13 protein-coding genes and 2 pseudogenes are annotated in these 19149 nt (G+C 58.3%); 5 read left to right on the plus strand and 10 right to left on the minus strand.

From position 1 onward, the window contains the following. Positions 1-196: 196 nt before the first annotated feature. Complete coding sequence (locus AB4O11_RS23425; RefSeq protein ID WP_460128796.1) at positions 197-2665, plus strand: fimbria/pilus outer membrane usher protein; 2469 nt, start codon at positions 197-199, stop codon at positions 2663-2665. Positions 2666-2738: 73 nt separating this feature from the next. On the opposite strand, the gene AB4O11_RS23430 is transcribed toward AB4O11_RS23425, so the two are convergent. Together AB4O11_RS23430 and AB4O11_RS23435 are read right to left on the minus strand one after the other, a co-directional pair. After that, a complete protein-coding gene (locus tag AB4O11_RS23430; protein WP_257355135.1) occupies positions 2739-3248 on the minus strand; it encodes a nucleoside deaminase in 510 nt (169 codons plus the stop codon). Between the two features lie 31 nt (positions 3249-3279). Then, positions 3280-4611 carry a nucleobase:cation symporter-2 family protein gene (locus tag AB4O11_RS23435; protein ID WP_460128797.1) on the minus strand — a complete coding sequence of 444 codons (1332 nt, stop codon included), beginning with the start codon at positions 4609-4611 and terminating at the stop codon, positions 3280-3282. 214 nt (positions 4612-4825) lie between these two features. On the opposite strand from AB4O11_RS23435, the gene AB4O11_RS23440 reads away from it, so the two are divergent. After that, a complete protein-coding gene (locus tag AB4O11_RS23440) occupies positions 4826-5740 on the plus strand; it encodes a LysR family transcriptional regulator (RefSeq protein WP_093431546.1) in 915 nt (304 codons plus the stop codon). Between the two features lie 52 nt (positions 5741-5792). Here the strand turns inward: AB4O11_RS23440 and AB4O11_RS23445 are convergent, their stop codons facing one another. From AB4O11_RS23445 to AB4O11_RS23460, 4 genes are all read right to left on the minus strand, one after another. Next, positions 5793-8882, minus strand: a complete 3090-nt coding sequence (locus AB4O11_RS23445) for an efflux RND transporter permease subunit (protein ID WP_460128799.1) — start codon at positions 8880-8882, stop codon at positions 5793-5795. Continuing rightward, entirely contained in the window at positions 8879-9988 is a 1110-nt protein-coding gene (locus AB4O11_RS23450) for an efflux RND transporter periplasmic adaptor subunit (RefSeq protein ID WP_460128801.1), read from the minus strand. Before AB4O11_RS23450 ends, AB4O11_RS23445 begins: the two co-directional genes overlap by 4 nt. A 325-nt stretch (positions 9989-10313) precedes the next feature. Next, a complete protein-coding gene (locus AB4O11_RS23455; RefSeq protein ID WP_460090940.1) occupies positions 10314-10940 on the minus strand; it encodes a TetR/AcrR family transcriptional regulator in 627 nt (208 codons plus the stop codon). Positions 10941-10998: 58 nt separating this feature from the next. Next, positions 10999-12165, minus strand: a complete 1167-nt coding sequence (locus tag AB4O11_RS23460; protein ID WP_460090941.1) for an MFS transporter — start codon at positions 12163-12165, stop codon at positions 10999-11001. 94 nt (positions 12166-12259) lie between these two features. Here AB4O11_RS23460 and AB4O11_RS23465 point away from each other — a divergent pair, with 94 nt between their 5' ends. Then, positions 12260-13165, plus strand: coding sequence for a LysR substrate-binding domain-containing protein (locus AB4O11_RS23465; protein WP_460128802.1), 906 nt, complete (start codon positions 12260-12262; stop codon positions 13163-13165). Positions 13166-13600: 435 nt separating this feature from the next. Here AB4O11_RS23465 and AB4O11_RS23470 read toward each other — a convergent pair. Together AB4O11_RS23470 and AB4O11_RS23475 are read right to left on the minus strand one after the other, a co-directional pair. Next, positions 13601-13844 (minus strand): annotated as a pseudogene (locus AB4O11_RS23470) (hypothetical protein). Positions 13845-13985: 141 nt separating this feature from the next. Further along, complete coding sequence (locus AB4O11_RS23475) at positions 13986-15422, minus strand: aldehyde dehydrogenase family protein (protein ID WP_460128804.1); 1437 nt, start codon at positions 15420-15422, stop codon at positions 13986-13988. 123 nt (positions 15423-15545) lie between these two features. Here AB4O11_RS23475 and AB4O11_RS23480 point away from each other — a divergent pair, with 123 nt between their 5' ends. Beyond that, complete coding sequence (locus AB4O11_RS23480) at positions 15546-16448, plus strand: LysR family transcriptional regulator (RefSeq protein ID WP_460128806.1); 903 nt, start codon at positions 15546-15548, stop codon at positions 16446-16448. 93 nt (positions 16449-16541) lie between these two features. Here AB4O11_RS23480 and AB4O11_RS23485 read toward each other — a convergent pair whose 3' ends face one another. Both AB4O11_RS23485 and AB4O11_RS23490 read right to left on the minus strand, forming a co-directional pair. After that, on the minus strand, positions 16542-17135 hold the full coding sequence (locus tag AB4O11_RS23485; RefSeq protein WP_460128807.1) for an NADPH-dependent FMN reductase: 594 nt from the start codon (positions 17133-17135) through the stop codon (positions 16542-16544). Next, the gene (locus AB4O11_RS23490; RefSeq protein WP_093431520.1) at positions 17132-17989 is read right to left on the minus strand and encodes a sterol desaturase family protein; all 858 of its coding nucleotides are present in this window, start codon (positions 17987-17989) and stop codon (positions 17132-17134) included. The genes AB4O11_RS23485 and AB4O11_RS23490 overlap by 4 nt, the downstream gene beginning before the upstream one ends. Before the next feature lie 67 nt (positions 17990-18056). Between AB4O11_RS23490 and AB4O11_RS23495 the strand changes: the two are divergent. Beyond that, positions 18057-19018, plus strand: a pseudogene (locus tag AB4O11_RS23495) (AraC family transcriptional regulator ligand-binding domain-containing protein). Positions 19019-19149: the final 131 nt, after the last annotated feature.

A 19149-nucleotide genomic window follows, 5' to 3' on the forward strand; every position in this document is an offset into this window, starting at 1 on the left:
TTCCCCGCCCCACCCCGCCAATTCACAAGCTATTTACGAGTTCCGGACTCCGGTTGAAGCAACACGGACTGATAAGGCAAATTGCATGTTTTCCTCCCAACACCACACATCTGCAAGTTGTGTAAAGCATCACGTTGCGCGCCATAAAAACAAAACGGCGTTGGGCTGCCTGCATCCATTGTGCTTTGCCATCAATATGGCCATTTGTGGATTCGCCATGGGTGCCGATGCCCCCGCCGCGGTAGCGGGTGAAGCTTTCAATACCTTGTTTCTTGAAGGTTCATCGGCGGTCGATCTGCAACCCTTGTTGAATGCCAACAGCGTTCTGCCGGGCCGATATCGCGTTGACGTGTTCAGCAACGGCACGCTGGTCGGTCGTCGCGACGTTGATTTCGCGGCCAACCCGCTCAACGGCAAAGTCGAGCCACGTATCACCCTGGAATTGTTACAGCAGCTGGGTGTGGACATGCGCAAACTGCGTGAGCAAGGTCTGGTTGATGAGCAACGGCCGGCCGATCACTACGATCTTGCGTCGATGATCGAACAAGCCAGTCTCAGTTTTGACGCCAACCGCCTGCGCCTCAATATCAGCGTGCCGCAGGTCGCGATGGCGCGCGGCATGCGCGGCTATGTTGACCCAGAACTTTGGGACGATGGCGTGGCCGCCGGGTTCATCAACTATCAGTTGAGCAGCTCCCGCAGCAAAACCTATTACTCGACGCAAATCTCAAATAACCTGGGTCTGCGCAACGGCATCAACTTCGGTGCCTGGCGTTTGCGCAACGAGTCCAATCTGAGCAGTGCCACCGGCCGGCCCAACCGGTTTGTCAGCAACCGCACGTTCATCCAGCGCGACCTCACGGCGATCAAGGGGCAACTGAGTGCGGGGGAAATATTCTCCGATTCGGATCTGTTCGACAGCGTGCGCTATCAAGGCGTCAAGGTGGCGTCTGATGAAGGCATGCGCGCAGACAGTGAGCGCGGCTATGCGCCGATCATTCGTGGCGTGGCTGAAACCAATGCGAAGATCGAGGTCCGCCAGGATAACTACATTCTTTACACCACCAACGTGCCGCCGGGGCCGTTCGAGATCAGTGATATCTATCCATCGGGCTCCAATGGTGATCTGGAGATCACCGTTGTCGAAGCGGATGGTCGGCGCAAGGTCACCCGGCAGGCGTTCTCCGCCTTGCCGACGATGGTGCGTGAGGGTCAATTGAAGTACAGCCTGTCGAGCGGCAAATTCAACAACAACAGCGAAGGCTACGACAAGCCAGCCTTCCTGGGCGGTACTTTCGCCTACGGCTTGACCAGCAACCTGACGGGCATTGCCGGCATTCAGGCCAGCAACGGTTTCAAAGCGCTTTCCGTCGGTGCGGCGAAGAACACGTCGATTGGCGCGATGTCACTGGACCTCACGCAATCGTCCAGCAAGGCATTCGGTAAAACGACCCAGGGCAGCAGCGTACGCGCGCTCTATGCAAAGACCTTCACCGGCACCGATACCAGCTTCACCCTCGCCGCCTATCGTTATTCGACCGAGGGTTACCGCACGCTGACCGACCACGTTCAGGACACCAGCACCGGCGCTACGCGGCGCGCAGGTAACGCCAAAACCCGTACCGACCTCACGGTCAACCAGACCCTGGGTGAAGCGCGCCAGTACGGCTCGCTGTACTTGAATGCCAGTGATCAGCGCTATTGGGATCGCGGTGGTTCGCGCAGCTTTTCTGCCGGTTACAACAATAATTGGCGCGACCTGAACTACAACATCAGTTTGAGTAAAACCGAAGAGTTCGGCGCACGCGGTGACACCACTCACGACACCCAACTGAGCGTTTCGATCTCATTCCCACTCGGATCGACACCTCGCGCACCTCGCGCCTATATTTCCAGCAATCATCAGAATACCGGCACCAGTACACAAGCCGGGATCAATGGTTATCTGACTGAAGACAGTGACACCTACTATTCCGTACAGACCGGGCGCAGTGTGCAAGGTGATCGCTCTGGCTCACTGAGCCTGAGTACCCGTACAGCGATGGGTGATCTTGGATTGGGCTATAGCCGAGGCAGCGGTTATGAATCACAGAACCTGAGCGCGGCCGGCTCGATCGTGGCCCACGCGGGGGGAATCAACATGGGCCAGACCGTCGGCGAAACATTCGCACTGGTGGCGGTGCCTGGCATGTCAGGGGTAGAAGTCAGCAGCTACTCCGGCGTAAAAACCGGCCTCAACGGCTATGCCGTCGTTCCAAATGCACAGCCCTATCGCGTGAACTGGGTGACGTTGGATACACGCAATCTCGGCGGTGAAATCGAGTTGGACAACGCCACTCAACAACTCGTACCGAGACGAGGTTCAGTCGTGCTCGCGCGCTTCGAAGGCAGCAAAGGGCGACGGATCCAGTTCGAACTCTACGATGCCGAGGGCAAACCCCTTCCATTCGGAGCGGTATTGATGGACGCCGACGGTAAACAACTGGCGCTTTCCGACCCCACCGGCAAGGCGTTAGCGCTTGTTACCAAAGATCAAGGCATCATCACAATCAAGTGGCAGGGCAAGAGTTGCCCCGCCCCTTACAAGCTTCCAGAAAGACTGAAGGATTTGAACTATGAGCATTACAGGCTTACTTGCTCAACCAGCGTAGACACATCGAAATAACACGTTCAATACGTCAGTCTTAAGCGATAAGGCTCTGATTTATTCAGAGCCTTGTCGTTTCTGCAGCTCCCTGTTACGACCAAAAACCCTTGTGCGGCTCAGCCGCCTCCCCCTCCAGCATCGGCCCCAACACACTGACCTTGCGCTGCCCCTTGGCGAACACCTCGCGGCATGGCAGCGAGAACGTTGGGTTCTCCGGATGATCCCCCGTCAACTCCAGCAACGCATGCTCCGACAACGCATAAACCACCCGCCCGATGCCCGTCCAGTAGACCGCGCCGGCGCACATGCAGCAAGGTTCGGCACTGGTGTACAGCGTGCACAATTCCAGCTCTTGCGGTGACAGCAATTTTGCCGCTGCGGCGGCTGCTACCAACTCCGCGTGCTGCGTCGGGTCACCTTCCGGCGGCATCGAGTTGTTTCCCGCTTCGACAATCACCTTGCCGTTGCGATCGGCGACCAGTGCCGCGAACGGATGGCGACCGCGTTGCTTCGATGCCTCGGACAAGGCGATGGTCTGGCGCAGCAAGGTCAGATCAAGCTCGCTGACGCCGGCCGGGATGAGTTGAGTGAATTGATTCATGGGTAACTCCTGGGCAGTGGAAAACAAACAGTCAGTCGACGAGTTCAGCGCCGATGGTTTCGGTCGATTTTTTATCGTTGTTGAGCAGGATGTTGAGGACGATGGCGGTGATCGCACCGAGGAAAATCCCGCTGTCGAGCACCAGTTTCAGGGTCGGGCCGACGTGTTCGAACAGCGCCGGAAAGGACATCGGCAGCACGCCGACGCTCACCGAGACGGCGACGATAATGCCGTTGCGCGTGCCCTCGAATTGCACCCGTGACAGTTCCTGAATCCCCGCCACCGTGGTCATGCCGAACATCACGATCGCGCAGCCACCGAGCACTGGCGTCGGCACTGCGGCGATCAACGCGCCGAGTTTCGGGAATAAGCCCATCAGCACCATGATTGCCCCGGCAGCAGCGACGACGAAGCGGCTTTTCACGTTGGAAAGCGCAATCAAACCGGTGTTCTGAGTGAAGGCGTTGTAGGGAAAACTGTTGAACAAACCACCGAGCATGGTCGACAAGCCGTCGGCGCGAAACGCGTTGCCGAGGGTTTGTTGCGTGGTTGGTTTGCCGGTCAGTTTGCCGATCGCCAGGCAGTTGCCGGTGGTCTCGGCCATGATCACCAGCATCGCCAGGGTCATGATCAGAATCGGCACCGGTGCGAATTCCGGCGCGCCGAAGGCCATTGGCGCACTCAGCTCGAACCACGCCGCTTCGCTGACCCGATTGAAGTGAGTCATGCCGCAAGCCGCTGCGATCAGGCTGCCGACAAACAGGCCAATCAGCACGCTGAGGTTGCCGATGAAACCCTTGAATTTGGCGTAGATCAGCAACGTCACGCTGACTGTGGCCAGGCCCAGCAACAAGTTCGCGGGATTGCCGAAGTCCGCCGAGTCGGGATTGCCACCGCCCAGCCAGATCGCCGCTGCCGGCATCAGCGAGATGCCGATAATGGTGATCAGACTGCCAATCACCACCGGCGGAAAAAACCGCAGCAAGCGGCTGAACACCGGTGCCAGAGCAATGGTGATAAAGCCTGCCGCGATCACCGCACCGAAAATCTGACTGAGGCCGAATTCCTTGCCGATCATGATCATCGGCGCCAGGGCTATGAACGAGCAGCCCTGAATCAGCGGCAGCCGCGCGCCGAACTTCCAGAAGCCAAGGGTTTGAATCAACGTCGCCACACCCGAGGTCAACAGGTTGGCGTTAATCAGTAAAACGATCTGCGCCGAGGTCAGCCCCATGGCATTGCCGAGAATCAGCGGCACTGCCACCGCTCCCGCGTACATCACCAGCACATGCTGCAAGCCAAACGTGAACAACTGTCGCAGTGGCAAAACCTCGTCCACCGGATGAATGCGTTGTGTAGTCATTTCACACGCTCCTGAAGGTGCGGCATCTGTTGAGATCGCGGGCATGCTCAGGGGCGCTTGAAAGTCAGATCCGCCCCGGAGATCGTTTGACGCGGGGCCATAGTTGAACGTTTATTACGATGAAACAAATTAGCAACCATCGTTTTTTTCGATGGCACAATCAGGCTTTCGTTAGCCACTCCAAACCTTTATTTTCGACCCGGGAGTTCACCGCTTGCGCTTCTCACTCGATCAACTGTTGATGTTCGTCCAAGTGGTCAAAAGCGGATCGTTTTCCGCCGCCGGGCGCCAACTGGGCAAGACCCAATCGACCATCAGCGCGGCGATTGCCAACCTCGAAACCGACCTTGGCGTCGACCTGTTCGACCGCAGCAACCGCAGCCCTGCCCTCACCGCCAGCGGCCACAAATTGCTGGTGCAGGCCGAAGCCGTGCTCGAACGCTGCATGACCTTCGAAGCCCACGCCGATTGCCTGTCTGACAACGTCGAAACCAGCCTGACGCTCGCCATTGAAACGCCGTACGGCCCGATCATGCCGGTGCTCAAAGCCTTCGAAGCCGCGTTCCCCTTTGTCGACCTGATCATCCGCCATCCGGTGTATGGCGACGTCAGCGAACTGGTCAGCAGCGGCGAAGCGGTACTCGGTGTGGCGTTTTCGCAGCCCGGCTACCCCAAGGAACTGGCGTTCCAGCAACTGGGCAAACTGATCATGCTGCACGTCTGCCACCCCGAGCATCCACTGGCGCAACTCGACAACGTCACCTTCGACGACCTGCACGTCCATCGCCGCCTGGCCTTCAGCGCCCACGCAAGCAAACTGCCAAGCAGCGAATACCTGCGCTCGACCCAGTTGTGGCAAGCGGAGAGCTATCTGGCGTTATTGGAAATGGTCCGCGCCGGGCTCGGTTGGGCCACCCTGCCCCGCCAGCTCGTTCAGCGTGAACTGGCCAAGGGTGAGCTGGTGGAACTGCAGCTCTCGGCGTATCCGCATACGGACTGGCAGATCGGTGTGGATTTGTTGTGGGCGCGGCAGCGACCGCTGGGCAAGGCCGAGCGGTGGCTGAAGGAGAAATTGCAGGGCAACAAGGTGTATGAGCTGGACCGCAACGGACAGATCACCACACTTTGACGGGGGGGACAAAGAGGCCCGCGAAAGCGGGCCTCGATTGCAGGCGTTGTTACTACGCCAGTCTGACTGTTCCAGTCTGAGCCTGGTGCTCAGGGCGGATCTTGAACCAGATGGAGTACATCGCCGGCAGGAACACCAGCGTCATGATGGTGCCGACGAATGTGCCGCCGATCAGGGTGTAGGCCAGCGTCCCCCAGAACACCGAGTGTGTCAGGGGGATAAAGGCCAGGATGGCCGCCATTGCCGTCAGCAGTACCGGACGTGCACGTTGCACCGTGGCCTCGACAACGGCGTGGAACGGGTCCAGCCCTTCCAGCGTGTTGTGATGGATCTGCCCGATCAGAATCAGCGTATTGCGCATCAGGATCCCCGACAGCGCAATCAGACCGACCAGCGCATTGATGCCAAACGGCTGATTGAAGATCAGCAGCGTCGGCACCACGCCAATCAAGCCTAGCGGTGATGTGAGAAAAACCATGATCATCGCCGCGATCGAACGCACCTGCACGATGATGATCAGCAACGTCATGGCGATCATGATCGGCAGCAAGGGCAAGATCGCCTTGCCCGCCTTGCCGGACTCTTCGATAGCCCCCGCCTGCTCGATCCGGTAACCGGAGGGCAGTGTCTCGATGATCGGCTGCAACTGCTTGAGGATCACGCTCGAAACATCCGGTGGCTGCAAACCTTCGGCAATGTCGCCACGCACAGTGATCGTGGGTGTGCGATCACGGCGGCGCAGAATCGGGTCCTCCATGCGCACATCGACCTCGCCAATCTGCGATAACGGGATGCGTTGTCCCGACGCGCCGACCAAAGTGAAACCCTTGATCTGCGCCGGGTCGAGCCTGATATTGCCCGCCGCACGCCCGACGACCTGCACAGAACGAATATCCTCGCGCACCGCCGTGATCGGCACTCCGCTCAGCAGAAACTGCAGTTGCTGGGCGACCGCATTGGAGGTCAGCCCCACTGCCTGCAGACGGTCCTGATCGAGACTGAAATGCAAGGTCGGGGTCAGCGGCCCCCAATCAGTGTTCACCGTTCTCATCATCGGGCTGTCTTGCAGCACGCTCCGGACCTGCTCGGCGATATCGCGCAGCTTCACCGGATCAGGGCCCATCACACGGTAGGCAACCGGAAACGGCGAATACGGACCGAACACAATTTGCGTGGCCCTGACACGGGCTTCCGGCGCGAGTCCTTCGGCAACTGCTTCGCGCAGCCGGAATTTGAGGGTTTCGCGTGCTTGCTGACTGTCCGTCAGCACCACGATTTTCGCAAACGAAGGGTCGGGTAATTCTGGCGCCATCGCCAGGAAGAAACGCGGCGCACCCTGGCCGATATAGGCCGTGACGATTTTGGCCTCATCCTGCTTTTGCAACCAGGCTTCGACCTTGGCGGCCGTGGCGCTGGTCTGTTCGATCGAAGTGCCGTAGGGCATTTGCACCTCGATCATCACCTCGGGGCGGTCAGAGGTCGGGAAGAACTGTTTCTTCACCAGCCCCATGCCTGGCACGGCGACGAAAAACAGCGTGACCACCGTGCCTGCTACTAGCCATTTGCGGGCGATCACCGCGGTCAGCAGCCGACGGAAGCGGTTGTAATTCGGCGTGTTATAGATCGCCGCATGGCCACCTTCGACCTTCTTGATGTCCGGCAACAATTTCACGCCCAGATACGGGGTGAACGCCACCGCGACGACCCAGGAAGCGATCAATGCGATGCCGACGATCCAGAACATGTTGCTGGTGTATTCGCCGGCAGTGGACTGGGCAAAACCGTTGGGCAAAAAGCCGATTGCCGTCACCAGCGTACCGGACAGCATCGGCGCCGCCGTATGGCTCCAGGCATAGGCAGACGCCTTGATGCGGTCGTAGCCCTCCTCCATTTTCACCACCATCATTTCAATGGCGATGATCGCGTCATCGACCAACAGCCCGAGCGCAAGGATCAATGAGCCGAGGGTAATGCGATCGAAGTTCTTGCCAGTGGCGGCCATCACCACGAACACAATCGCCAGGGTCAACGGCACAGCCGCGGCGACCACCACCCCTACTCGCCAGCCCATGCTGAGAAAGCACACGAGCATGACCACCAGCAGCGCGACAAAAAACTTGACCATGAACTCGCCGACCGCCGAGTCGATATTGACCGCCTGGTCGGTGACTTTGGCGAGGGTCATGCCCAATGGCATTTCCGCATTGATCCGCGCGGTCTCCGCATCCAGCGCCTTGCCCAGATCGAGACCGTTCCAGCCCTCGCGCATCACCACGCCCAGCAGCAGCGCGTCTTCACCGTTATTGCGAACAACAAAGGTGGCCGGATCTTCGTAACCGCGTTCAACCGTCGCCACATCAGAGAGCTTGAGTGTGCGCCCCTGCACGGAGACCGGTGTGTCGCGAATTTTCTGCACCTTGTCGAAGGCGCCGTCGAGACGCAGAAAAACCTGCGGCCCATTGGTTTCGATGGAGCCGGCGGGCGTCAGCACGTTCTGACTGTTCAGCGCGGCGAAGATGTCCTGCGGCGACAAGCCGAGGGTCGCCAGCCGGTCATGGGAAAACGAAACGTAGATGCGCTCGGCTTGCTCACCGATGATGTTGACCTTCTTCACCCCCGGCACATGCAACAGACGCTGGCGCATGGCTTCCGCATCACGCACCAGCAAGCGCTGCGGCTCGCCTTTGGCTTTCAAGGCGAACAGCGCAAAGGTCACATCGGAAAATTCATCGTTGACCATCGGCCCGATCACACCGGCCGGCAACCTGATGGCTTCATCGTCGAGTTTCTTGCGTGCTTGATAAAACTCTTCCTGCACTTGCGAGGGCGGCGTGCTATCGAGCAACGACACCATCGTGAACGCCAGTCCAGGGCGTGTGTAGGTTTCCGAGCGGTCGTACCACTTGAGTTCTTGCAGGCGCTTTTCAAGGGGTTCGGCGACCTGATCCTGCATCTCTTGCGCCGTCGCACCGGGCCACGCGGTAATCACGGTCAACTGCTTGACCGTGAACGGTGGATCCTCCGCACGCCCCAGTTGAAAGAACGACAACGTCCCTGCAACGGCAATCAGAAAAATCAGAAACACCGTGATCGCCCGCTCGCGCACGGCGATGGCCGAAAGGTTGAAACGCCCCTGGCTCATGGACGACTCCCGGCAACGCTGGCTTCGCTCTGCTGCGGCAATCGTACTTCTTCGCCATCGCGCAGCAGATGGGCGCCCAACGCTACAACCTGCTCACCGGCAGTGAGGTCGCCAGCGATGCGCGCCGAATCATCGCTCAACCCCAGCACCTGAACCGCTCGCCAGGTCACCTTTGCCGGCGTTCCGGCGATCAGCCACACACCGGGTCCTTTGCCTGGGTCGAAAACGGCGCCGATGGGGACTTGTAACGCCTGTGTCTGGGTGGCGCCCTCGGCAATGCTGAGGGTCACGGTCGCACCGATCGGCGCATTGGCCAGCGGCCCTTCGAGCACATACCGCGCTTCGAATGTGCGCGTCGTTCGGTCTGCGGAGTCCGAAAGCAGCCGCAGTTTTGCCGTGACAGCCGCTGAATTCATGCCGTAGAGGCTGGCTTGCGCGGTGGAGCCGACAACCGGGCGCAGGGTTTCGGGCAGATGCACGATGGCTTCGCGTTGCCCTGCGCGGGCCAATCGCACCACCGGTTGTCCCGGGCTGACGACTTGTCCAGGTTCAGCGAGTGTTTCCACCACCACGCCGTCCGCATCAGCGACCAGCAGCGCATAACCCGAAGCATTGCGGGCCACGTCGGCCTGCGCTTGCGCGGCGTTGAGCTGCGCCTTTGCCGTCTCCGCGGCGGCTCTGAACTGATCGTAGGCTGATGCCGATATGGCGCCAACGCCGACCAGTTTGCGATAGCGAGCCTCATCGTCGGCTGTCTGTTTGGCGCTGGCGCGAGCAGCTATGACCGCCGCCTGCTGCGCCCGCGCTTGCAGCCCGAGGTCGACCGGGTCGAGACGCATCAGCGGCTGCCCTCGCTTAACGGCCTGCCCTGTATCAACCAGGCGTTCCAGCACTTTGCCCGATACGCGAAAACCCAGGTCGCCCTGAACGCGCGCCGCGACCACTCCGGTGAAAGAGCGAGCGACATCGGGTGACGCCTGAACAGCAGCGGATCTGACCAGCGGCGCCTGTGTGCGAGGATCCGCAACGCTGGAAGACTCGCCACAGGCACTCAGGGCAAGAGGCAACAAGCATGCGGCAATGGGGAAAAGTCGGAGCCGGCGCATAGGTTCCCTTACTGAGGAATAGGATGATCATCATATTCTCAGCCTTGTGACCAATATCGTCAATGGTCACGCCTCAGGAAACGACTGCATCCTGACCAGCAGCAATATAGGACTGTCCATCGAATGGATGGCCCGACTCGCTATTGTTATGGTTACCTGGCATCTAGACTTGTATATAGCCATACCATTCATATGACCAATTCCGATAATGGTCACCTCTAGCTAAATGTATAGCTCGCCCGCCACTCATGTGCAGGGAACAGGAAATTTAATAGGAGGATGCCGCGTTGACTCGAATCGCCTGAAAACTTTGCTCAGCGATGGGTCAAGGCATGAGGCTGCGCAGGATGAGGTTGGTGGTCAGTGTGGGCGCTTGTTCGATCAGATCCAGATTGTGTTGCAACAGCAGCGGGTTGACGAAAGGTCGCAGCGCCAGATTGATCGCCTCGACGGTCTCGTCCAGCGGGGTCTTGCGCTCGAACTCCCCCGCTTCTCGACCTTGACGCACGATGGCGAGGATAAAGCCCTTGATCTGCGCTTCGTACACCTGGGCGCTGTTCCAGCGCTCTGATGCGGAAAACGCCGCGATGTCGTAGAGCTTGCGATCGTTGAAGAACAGATCCACACCCGTGGCGATCACGGTTTTGACCAGTCTGCGCAAACGCTCGGTGGCTGAAAGCGCTTCTGCGTTAACCGCTTGTTCGACGGCTGCAGCGATTTGGCCCAGGCAGTTGCCGCAAATGGCCTCGCCAATCGCCTGCTTGGAATCAAAGAATTTATAGATGTACGCCTTGGAAAAACCGATGGCCTTGGCCAGGTCGGAAACCGTAGTTTTACCGTAGCCATATTGGCTGAAATGCTCGTTGGCCGCGGCGACAATCTGGTCACGAATGTCGTGTTCGGCGGGGCCACGAGTGCTCGGCGAGGAGGCAGATAGGGATGGCTGATTCATGGGGGCAGCTTACTCACCCTATGAATGACTGACAACTCGCCGAGCATTGTTGAACGTGTTACACCACGGCGACTTCAACCGTTCTGGAACGCCACGCAAATCCCAACACCATCAGCAGCCCCAGGCCCGCCATCGCCGCGCCGGCCAGGGAGATCGCCGGGTAACCCAGCCCGCTGCTGATCACCGCGCCGCCCAGCGCCGCGCCAATCGCATTGCCGAAGTTGAAGGCGCCGATGTTCACCGCCGAGGCCAGATTGGGCGCGTCCTTGGCCGCTTCCATTACACGCATTTGTAACGGCGGCACCAGAGCGAAGCTGGCGATACCCCAGATCAGGATGGCCACGGCGGCTGGCAGCGGCCAGCGCATCAGTACGGTGAATGCCAACAAGACCAGAATCAGCACGCTCAGCGAGACGATCAGGGTGCGATCGATCGAGCGGTCAGCAGCCTTGCCGCCCCACATGTTGCCCAGCGTCAACCCGACACCGTAAAGCATCAGCATGGCGGTGATGTAAGCAGTGGACGCATGGGTCTCGCTGCTGAGGATCGGTGCGATGTAGGTGAAGACGGTAAACATCGCGCTCGAGCCGACGACGGTCAGGGCCAGCGCGGCGAGCACCGGGCCGCGCCCCAATACCCGAATTTCCGCCATGACACCGACGCTTTGCGGCGCCCGCACGTTGGGCAAAGCGAACCACAACGCAGCCATCGTCAGCACGCCGAGGCCGGTAATGCCCCAGAAAGCCGTGCGCCAACCGAACAGTTCGCCAAACCAGGCGGCAAGCGGCACGCCGCCGATGGTCGCCAGGGTCAGGCCCATGAACATCGCCGCAACCGCCCCGGCACGTTTTTCCGGGGCGACCAGGGTGGCGGCGACGACGGAGCCGACGCCAAAAAATGCACCGTGGTTCAGTGAGGTGACCACCCTGGCGACCATGAGGCTGTAGTAATCGGTGGCCAGGGCCGACATCAGATTACCCAGGGTGAAAATCGCCATAAGCCCGATCAGCAGATAGCGTCGGGGAATCTTGCCGGTGGTCAGGGTCATCAGCGGTGCGCCGAGCAATACGCCCAGCGCATAAGCACTGACCAGCAAACCGGCAGCGGGAATGGAAACGCCCAGATCCGCAGCGATACCCGGCAACATGCCCATGGGGGCGAATTCTGTGACGCCGATGCCGAAGGCACCGATGGCGAGTGCAACAAGTGGTGGATTGATACGCATGGAAAGCTCCTTATCTATGCCGCCAATGCTACGATCCCGTCTTTTCAGGCGGTAGATAGCATTTTTGGCAATCACCTTTGCGTAGGAGGCACAAGTGGATTTCAACGGCAGATCAGGTGAAATGAGCGTATTCACCACCGTTGCGCAGGAAGGCAGCCTGTCGGCCGCCGCGCGTGCACTGGGCCTGACACCCTCGGCAGTCAGTCGGATCATTGCGCGTACCGAGCAACGGCTGGGCACCCGCCTGCTGCTGCGCACTACCCGAGCGATCACCTTCACCGCCGAGGGCGAAGCGTTCCTGCGCGGCGCCCGGCGGATCCTCGCCGACATGGACGAAGTTGAAGAAGCCATCGCCGATCAAGGCGTGCCCAAGGGGCGACTGCGGGTCAGTGCCGCCCTTGGCCATGGACGGCTGGCCATCGTTCCCTTGATCGCAGCCTTCAGCGCCCGTTACCCGAACATCGTCGTCGACCTCAACCTCGGCGACGAAGTGGTCGACATTCTTGGCGGGCAAGCCGACGTCGCGGTGCGCTTCGGCCATCTGCCCGACAGCCCGCTGACCGCACGCAGGATCGGCACCACCGGCCAGGTCGTGGTGGCATCGCCGGAGTATCTGCAAGGCCACGGCATCCCTCAGGAACCGGAAGACCTGCTCCAACACAACTGCCTGCGCTTCAATTTCAAGCGTGCCGAACCCAACTGGCCATTTATCCGCGATGGCAAAGCGTTTGCCCTGAAGGTCAGCGGCAACATCGAATGCAGCAGTGGTGAAGCGCTGGCGCAATTCGCGCGAATGGGCGCCGGCATTGCCCGTATCGGGGAGTTCAGCGTGAGTGAGGATCTGCAGCGCGGCGAACTGATTGCGCTGCTGGAAGCGTGGAACCCGGGGGACCAGGAACCGATTCATGCGGTGTTCGTCGGTGGCGCGGCAATGCCGGCGCGGGTGCGGTTGTTCGTCGACTTCTTGGTGGAACATCATCGGATGTCAGCCGAGACGTAAGCTGATATTTGCGGATATTCGTGATGTTGAATTCAACATATGTCGGCCTGGAGAGCGTGGATCAACTTAAATACCCTATCGCTCCCAGAGACTCAATCAAACGCACCAATGCCGGCTTGTCGGTTGGTTTTTCGCCGATGCAACACACACCCGGGTCGCTGAGAGAGCACCAAACCGACACCGGATCGCCTACCTTCAGCCCGTATGAGGCTTTACGCAGAGTTGCAGTTGACCAAGCGTCAATGGTTTCGTTGAGAGACTTGTGAAACCGCTTCCCATTGGCGCTATAACTGAAGCTCATGAACTGCGCTCCAATCCACGTCCCCTCACTCCCTACAAACGTTACGTAGCCTTGTACCACTTGCCCCACAGGTACATCGCCAGCGCTCATCAATTATCTCCTGAGAATGTGCCCGACATGCCGGGACGACGCGATCATCCATGTTCCGCTGCCAACATTGACCTGAACTGAGCAATGCTCTCTGAAGATAGCCCGGCACCTTCAAACACTGCGCAGGTGAAGCTGACGGGGGCGGTGCCTGGAGCAGTACAGCCAATCCACCCTGCGAACGAAACTGCCCCATAGCAGGAGCAAAAAACCTGACGTCGATCCCGTAAAACGGGGAAAGCATATTCCCAGTCCGCAACCGGATGTCAGTATCAAACCCACGCGAGCCATCAGCCAGGATCCTCCATGAATGCCCGTAACATATGACGACAACAAACAGACATCAAGGGCAGCTTCGGGCCGTTTTCAGTCGCTCGGTGAACGCTAAATTGCCATTCCCCCCCAGTGCCCCCAGACAGGAACCTGACCCAGTCATTTCAATGGGGCAGAGCTGATCAACGCCTTCGGCTCCAAATACGCGCTCATCCCCCACCTGCCCATTTCGCGCCCAAGGCCTGAATGCTTGAATCCACCGAAGGGCGCACGTGGTTCGTGGGCCAGGGTGTTGATGAGCACGCGCCCCGCATCGATCTGACGAGCGACGTTCATACAACGTTCCGAGCTTTTTCCCAGCACCAGGGCGCTCAGCCCATAGTCCGTATCGTTGGCAATGCTGATTGCATCGGCATCATCCTCGTAGGGAATGATTGTCAGCACGGGGCCGAAGATTTCCTCACGCGCGATGCGCATCCGGTTGTTGGCATCAGTGAAGATCGTGGGCTTCACGAACCATCCGACATGCAAGCCTTGCGGGCGACCTTCGCCACCCGCCAGCAACCTCGCACCTTCTTCCTGGCCGGTACGGATGTAGCGCTGCACCCGTTCCCATTGTTTCTGGCTCACCATCGGACCGATGTCGGTGTCGGTGTCGGTGTTACGCGGATCGCCCGATCGGATCTGTGAGACGCCCTCCTTCGCAATCCGCTCGAACTCTGCCAGCCGGCGGCGCGGCACGAGGATGCGAGTGCCTGCGATGCAAGCCTGGCCGCTGTTGAGAAATCCGGCTTGCAGCACCATCGGCATGACGGCCTGGAAATCCGCATCGTCAAGTACGACGGTGGGCGACTTGCCGCCGAGTTCAAGCGTCACGCGCTTCATGGTGTCAGCACCGGTTTTTACCAGGTGTCGCCCGATAGCGGACGAGCCCGTGAACGAGATCTTGGCGACATCGGGATGTCGCGCGATTTCCTCACCGACCACATCGCCTCGCCCGTTGACGATGTTGAATACACCCGGTGGCAGCCCCGCTTCGTGCAACGCCCTGACCACGACCTGCGTCTGCAATGCGCTCATCTCGCTAGGCTTGATGACGGCGGTGCAGCCTGCTGCCAGCGCGGTGGCCAGCTTGTTGCAGATGAAGCCTGCATTGCTGTTCCAGGGCGTGATCAGACCGGTCACGCCCACCGGCGTCAGAATGACCCCGGCCATGCCGACCTGTTCCTCGAAATCGAACGCCTCCAGTGCATCGATTGCTTGCGCAATCACATCGGCCGGATAAGTCGCCATCCAGCGTCCGCGAACCGCAGGTGCGCCGTACTCCACGAGGATGGCTTCCAGCAGCTCCTCCTCCCTTGCCGCCATGGCCCGGTGCATGCGGTGCAGTGCCGCAATGCGCTCCTCCCGGCTGGTACGGGCCCACGCCGGGAACGCAACCTTGGCGGCTGCGATCGCACGCTGTGCGTCCAGTGCGTCGCCCAGCCGAACCTGGCCGATGACTTCCTCGGTACTCGGGTTATGAAGATCAAACCATTCCTGACCGTGTGGAAGGACGAACTCGCCGTTGATGTAGATATGTTCAATGCGTTGCATGGCGACTCCTCGCTCAAAAACGGCTCGCCTGAATCGAGCCTCTGTGAAGGAGTCTAAGAAGGGTTCATTATTCCGATAAGCCATCCTTTGGCTGATGAAGCATCCTTATATTCAGGACAATCCATGCACAGAACAGCAATGACCGAGCTGGAAGTGGTACTGGCCGTGGCGCGCCGCAGCAGTTTTCGCGGCGCAGCACAGGAGTTGGGCATGTCCACCACCGCCGTGAGCAGCGCAGTGGCCGGCCTGGAAGCTCGCCTGAAAGTGCGCCTGTTCAATCGCTCCACGCGCAGCGTTGCCCTCACCGACATCGGCCAACGCTATGTGGCACGCATCGCACCTGCGTTGGCACAGATCAAAAGTGCCGGCGAGGAAGCCAGCGCCGGCCCCGATGAACCCAGCGGCACATTGCGCATCAATGCGCCGCATGGCGCGGCCTACCTGCTGTTGGATCCGCTATTGAAGCAGTACGCTCAGCGCTATCCCGATGTGCGCATCGACATCGTCAGCGAATCAAGCATGGTCGACATCATCGCCGGTGGCTTCGACGCCGGGATTCGCCTGGCAGAGTCTGTGCCGCAAGACATGATTGCCGTGGCACTGTCAGGTGACATCCGCATGCTCGTGGTGGCCACGCCCGAGTACCTCGAACGCCACGGCGTGCCCGAGCATCCGCGAGATCTGCTCACCCACCGGAGCATCGGCATGCGCATGGCCCACGGTGGCCTCTACCAGTGGGAATTGGAGCGCGATGGCCAAAAACTGCAGATGGATCTGCCGGTGTGCTTCGCGTCCAACGAGTTGCTGGCCATCAAACAGGCCGTGGTGTCGGGCCTCGGCATTGGGTTCATTTCCGAGTGGTTCATCCAGGAAGAACTGGCGAGCGGCGCCCTGGTGCCGGTGTTGCTGCCGTGGTGCCCGTCGTTTGGCGGGTTGAGGCTCTACTACTCGGGCCATCGCTTCGTGCCGGCGCGATTGCGCGCACTGATTGAACTAGCGCAGGAGTTACGGCCCACTGTGGTTTGATCTGGACTGAGTTGGAAATAGTTGACCTTTACCGGCAGCCACTAATGTTTAGCTTTAACAGTTGCACTTTAAACTTATTGAGGTGCGACAATCTCACATCCCCGTAGAGAACTCAGGAGGATGTTTGATTGAAGTTCGTATCGTACGCAACGCGTCATCGTATTGGCAAAGAACATGCAAAACCCAATCGGCACGTGCACGGATGCGCATATCATTTTCATCTGAAGGGCACTCACTGTTAAAAATTGATTCAACTTTTCTTATAATCAGTTGCTCAGGCAAATACAGGATCCGGCTATTTTTATAGCTTGAAGCACGTAACTCTGTAATTGGATAGGCTCCCCCAAGTCCAGCCGAAACGCCAACTAGAAGCGCGGGCTTATGTCCTAGTTCGCTGAACCCTGCGTACAAAAAGAAGTTCTTCAGGGCCGGGCAAGCCATGCCATTCCACTCTGGGCTAATCACGATCAATGCTGTTGCTTTTTTGAGGGTGGATTGCTGGGCACTCCAGGCTTTCTGAGTGTCTTCTTCTGGCCACAGCGGTAGCGGACTCGACGCCAGATCTATCAGTTCGCTTGAGTCACAAAGCTCAAGTGCTTCTAACCGCTCGCGCAGATAATGCGCAACTTTGATTGATTGACTGTTGAATCTATTCGATCCAGACAGCAGAACGATATGGCGACTCATTGTGCGACCTTCTGTTTAGCTTCACTTACCTTGGGTGCCGTGCGATGGGAGCGAACGATTGGCCAGAACAATTCTTCTTTCCAGGTTATCGGTGACAAGTGTTCGATACCGTATGCTGGCGGACGCCTACGGGTAATTTTGGCTGTTCCGAACAACACATCCCATAAAAATAACAGGTTACCGAAATTACCTTTGTAGTGAGTCACGCCATCCTCTGCAGTCAAACCGTGATGCGCAGAATGAGTGGATGGAGTGGAAATGGTTCGCTCAAGAACCCAGATGATCGGCCGTAAAGCGCGAATGCGATAAAGTTTGTCGTCCCACGCAACATTGCTGTGTGCGGCGAAGATCACAGTCATTTTTATAATCAAATAAACATAATAAACGGGTGCGAGCCCCAGATAAATCAACACGCCAGATAGCCAGATGCCCGGCATCAAGAGATAGTAGAAACTATTGTTGCGGTAGACGATGCGAATGCTCATATAGGGCGCGGAATGATGTGCGCGATGCAATGCATAAAGAGCAGGAATACGATGCGTCAGGCGATGCCACCAATATTGGGTCATGTCATCCAGCAGTAGAAACAACGCAAATCCTGCGATCCATGGAATAGAGGTCAGTGCGCCCTTCATTTCCGGGATGGCGTGATTTAATATCAGACCACTTAGCCACATGACTAAAGGAAATGTGACCATCACTAATATACCGGAGCCGACGACTTCAATGAGTACGTCACGTTTACTACCTGACGACTGACGAAGCGAGGAACAGGCAAGTTCCAGTAAAATGAAGGAGAGGAAAATCCCGGCTACTATCACTGCGGGGTTATTGACGAGCATTGTTGTATTCATGGCACTCTCGATTTAGGCCCTTCCGGGCAATGCCCTTTCATTAGAAACCTGCGAGCAAGTCCTCCCAATGCGCGAAATGGACAAAATTGAGCTAGAACCGGCCAACCGCGCCCCCCAACGCTTTCATCGCGGCAGGCTGGGCCAGGTATTGGAGCGCTTCCTTGATAGCCAGGTTGCCCGGAAAAGTACGGATTACAACCTGATCGAACTGGATCAACTGTGGCGCGAAGCGGCACGTATCGATCCGGCGATCGGATTAAAATTGTTCGCGCTATTCACCCCCAGGACTGGCATGTCTTGGCTTATCTTTGCTTGTACAGTCCAGATATTTTGTCAGCCATGCACCTTTGGGCCCGTTACGCACCTCTTGCCTCGGACACAGACAATGTCAGGTTGGTTAATGACGAAAACGGCGTCGGAGTCGAATTGAACGTTGATGCGCCAGGAGAGTTGGCGCGGTATGTCGTCGAACACTACGGGGTGATGTCCATAGCGCAGTTACGACGAGGTACAGGACACAATGTGCAGCCGATTTTGGCAAAGTTCACTCATTCGCGTCCGTCGTATTACAAGCAATACACCGAATGGTTTGGTGATCGTGTTGAGTTTGATTGCTCGATCAACTGCTTCTATTTTCATGCTCGAAGCTTAAGCCTGCCAATGCAAACCCGTCATCACGGGATGTTGGAATTATTAACGCAGGAGCTGGATCGACGGATCGCCGCGCATCGGAATTTCAGCGGTTGGTCAGCCAAGGTTGCTGAAGGAGCGCGACGATCTCTAGCGAGACGTGAAACTCCCAATCTGGACAATCTGGCGAAGTCGCTGCACCAGACGCCAAGGACCTTGCGCAGACGGCTGGAAGAACAAGGTACAACCTTCAGACAATTGCTCGATCAGATTCGCGCAGAATTGGAAATGCATCTTGAATTGCAGGGAGAGTCATTAACGGAGATTGCAGCTCAACTAGGTTACAGCGATTTGACGGCGTATCTACACGCCCGAAGCCGATGGCGTGACATGAAATAAGGTGGCGGCCAGAATTTTTCGTAACGGCAGTGCGACCTCAAAAATTCGCCTCATCACGCGCGAGTGATTTCTCTCGTGCAGTTTCAACCCTGCGCCAAGCGGGCATCAAACTTCGCATTGTTCACCCCCTC

This window comes from Pseudomonas sp. H1_D05, assembly GCF_054682705.1.

Bases quoted from the DNA above. Each gene is read 5' to 3' on its own strand.
- AB4O11_RS23425 (WP_460128796.1), top strand. From the start codon at position 197: ATGGCCATTTGTGGATTCGCCATGGGTGCCGATGCCCCCGCCGCGGTA.
- AB4O11_RS23430 (WP_257355135.1), bottom strand. From the start codon at position 3,248: ATGAATCAATTCACTCAACTCATCCCGGCCGGCGTCAGCGAGCTTGAT.
- AB4O11_RS23435 (WP_460128797.1), bottom strand. From the start codon at position 4,611: ATGACTACACAACGCATTCATCCGGTGGACGAGGTTTTGCCACTGCGA.
- AB4O11_RS23445 (WP_460128799.1), bottom strand. From the start codon at position 8,882: ATGAGCCAGGGGCGTTTCAACCTTTCGGCCATCGCCGTGCGCGAGCGG.
- AB4O11_RS23450 (WP_460128801.1), bottom strand. From the start codon at position 9,988: ATGCGCCGGCTCCGACTTTTCCCCATTGCCGCATGCTTGTTGCCTCTT.
- AB4O11_RS23455 (WP_460090940.1), bottom strand. From the start codon at position 10,940: ATGAATCAGCCATCCCTATCTGCCTCCTCGCCGAGCACTCGTGGCCCC.
- AB4O11_RS23460 (WP_460090941.1), bottom strand. From the start codon at position 12,165: ATGCGTATCAATCCACCACTTGTTGCACTCGCCATCGGTGCCTTCGGC.
- AB4O11_RS23475 (WP_460128804.1), bottom strand. From the start codon at position 15,422: ATGCAACGCATTGAACATATCTACATCAACGGCGAGTTCGTCCTTCCA.
- AB4O11_RS23480 (WP_460128806.1), top strand. From the start codon at position 15,546: ATGCACAGAACAGCAATGACCGAGCTGGAAGTGGTACTGGCCGTGGCG.
- AB4O11_RS23485 (WP_460128807.1), bottom strand. From the start codon at position 17,135: ATGAGTCGCCATATCGTTCTGCTGTCTGGATCGAATAGATTCAACAGT.
- AB4O11_RS23490 (WP_093431520.1), bottom strand. From the start codon at position 17,989: ATGAATACAACAATGCTCGTCAATAACCCCGCAGTGATAGTAGCCGGG.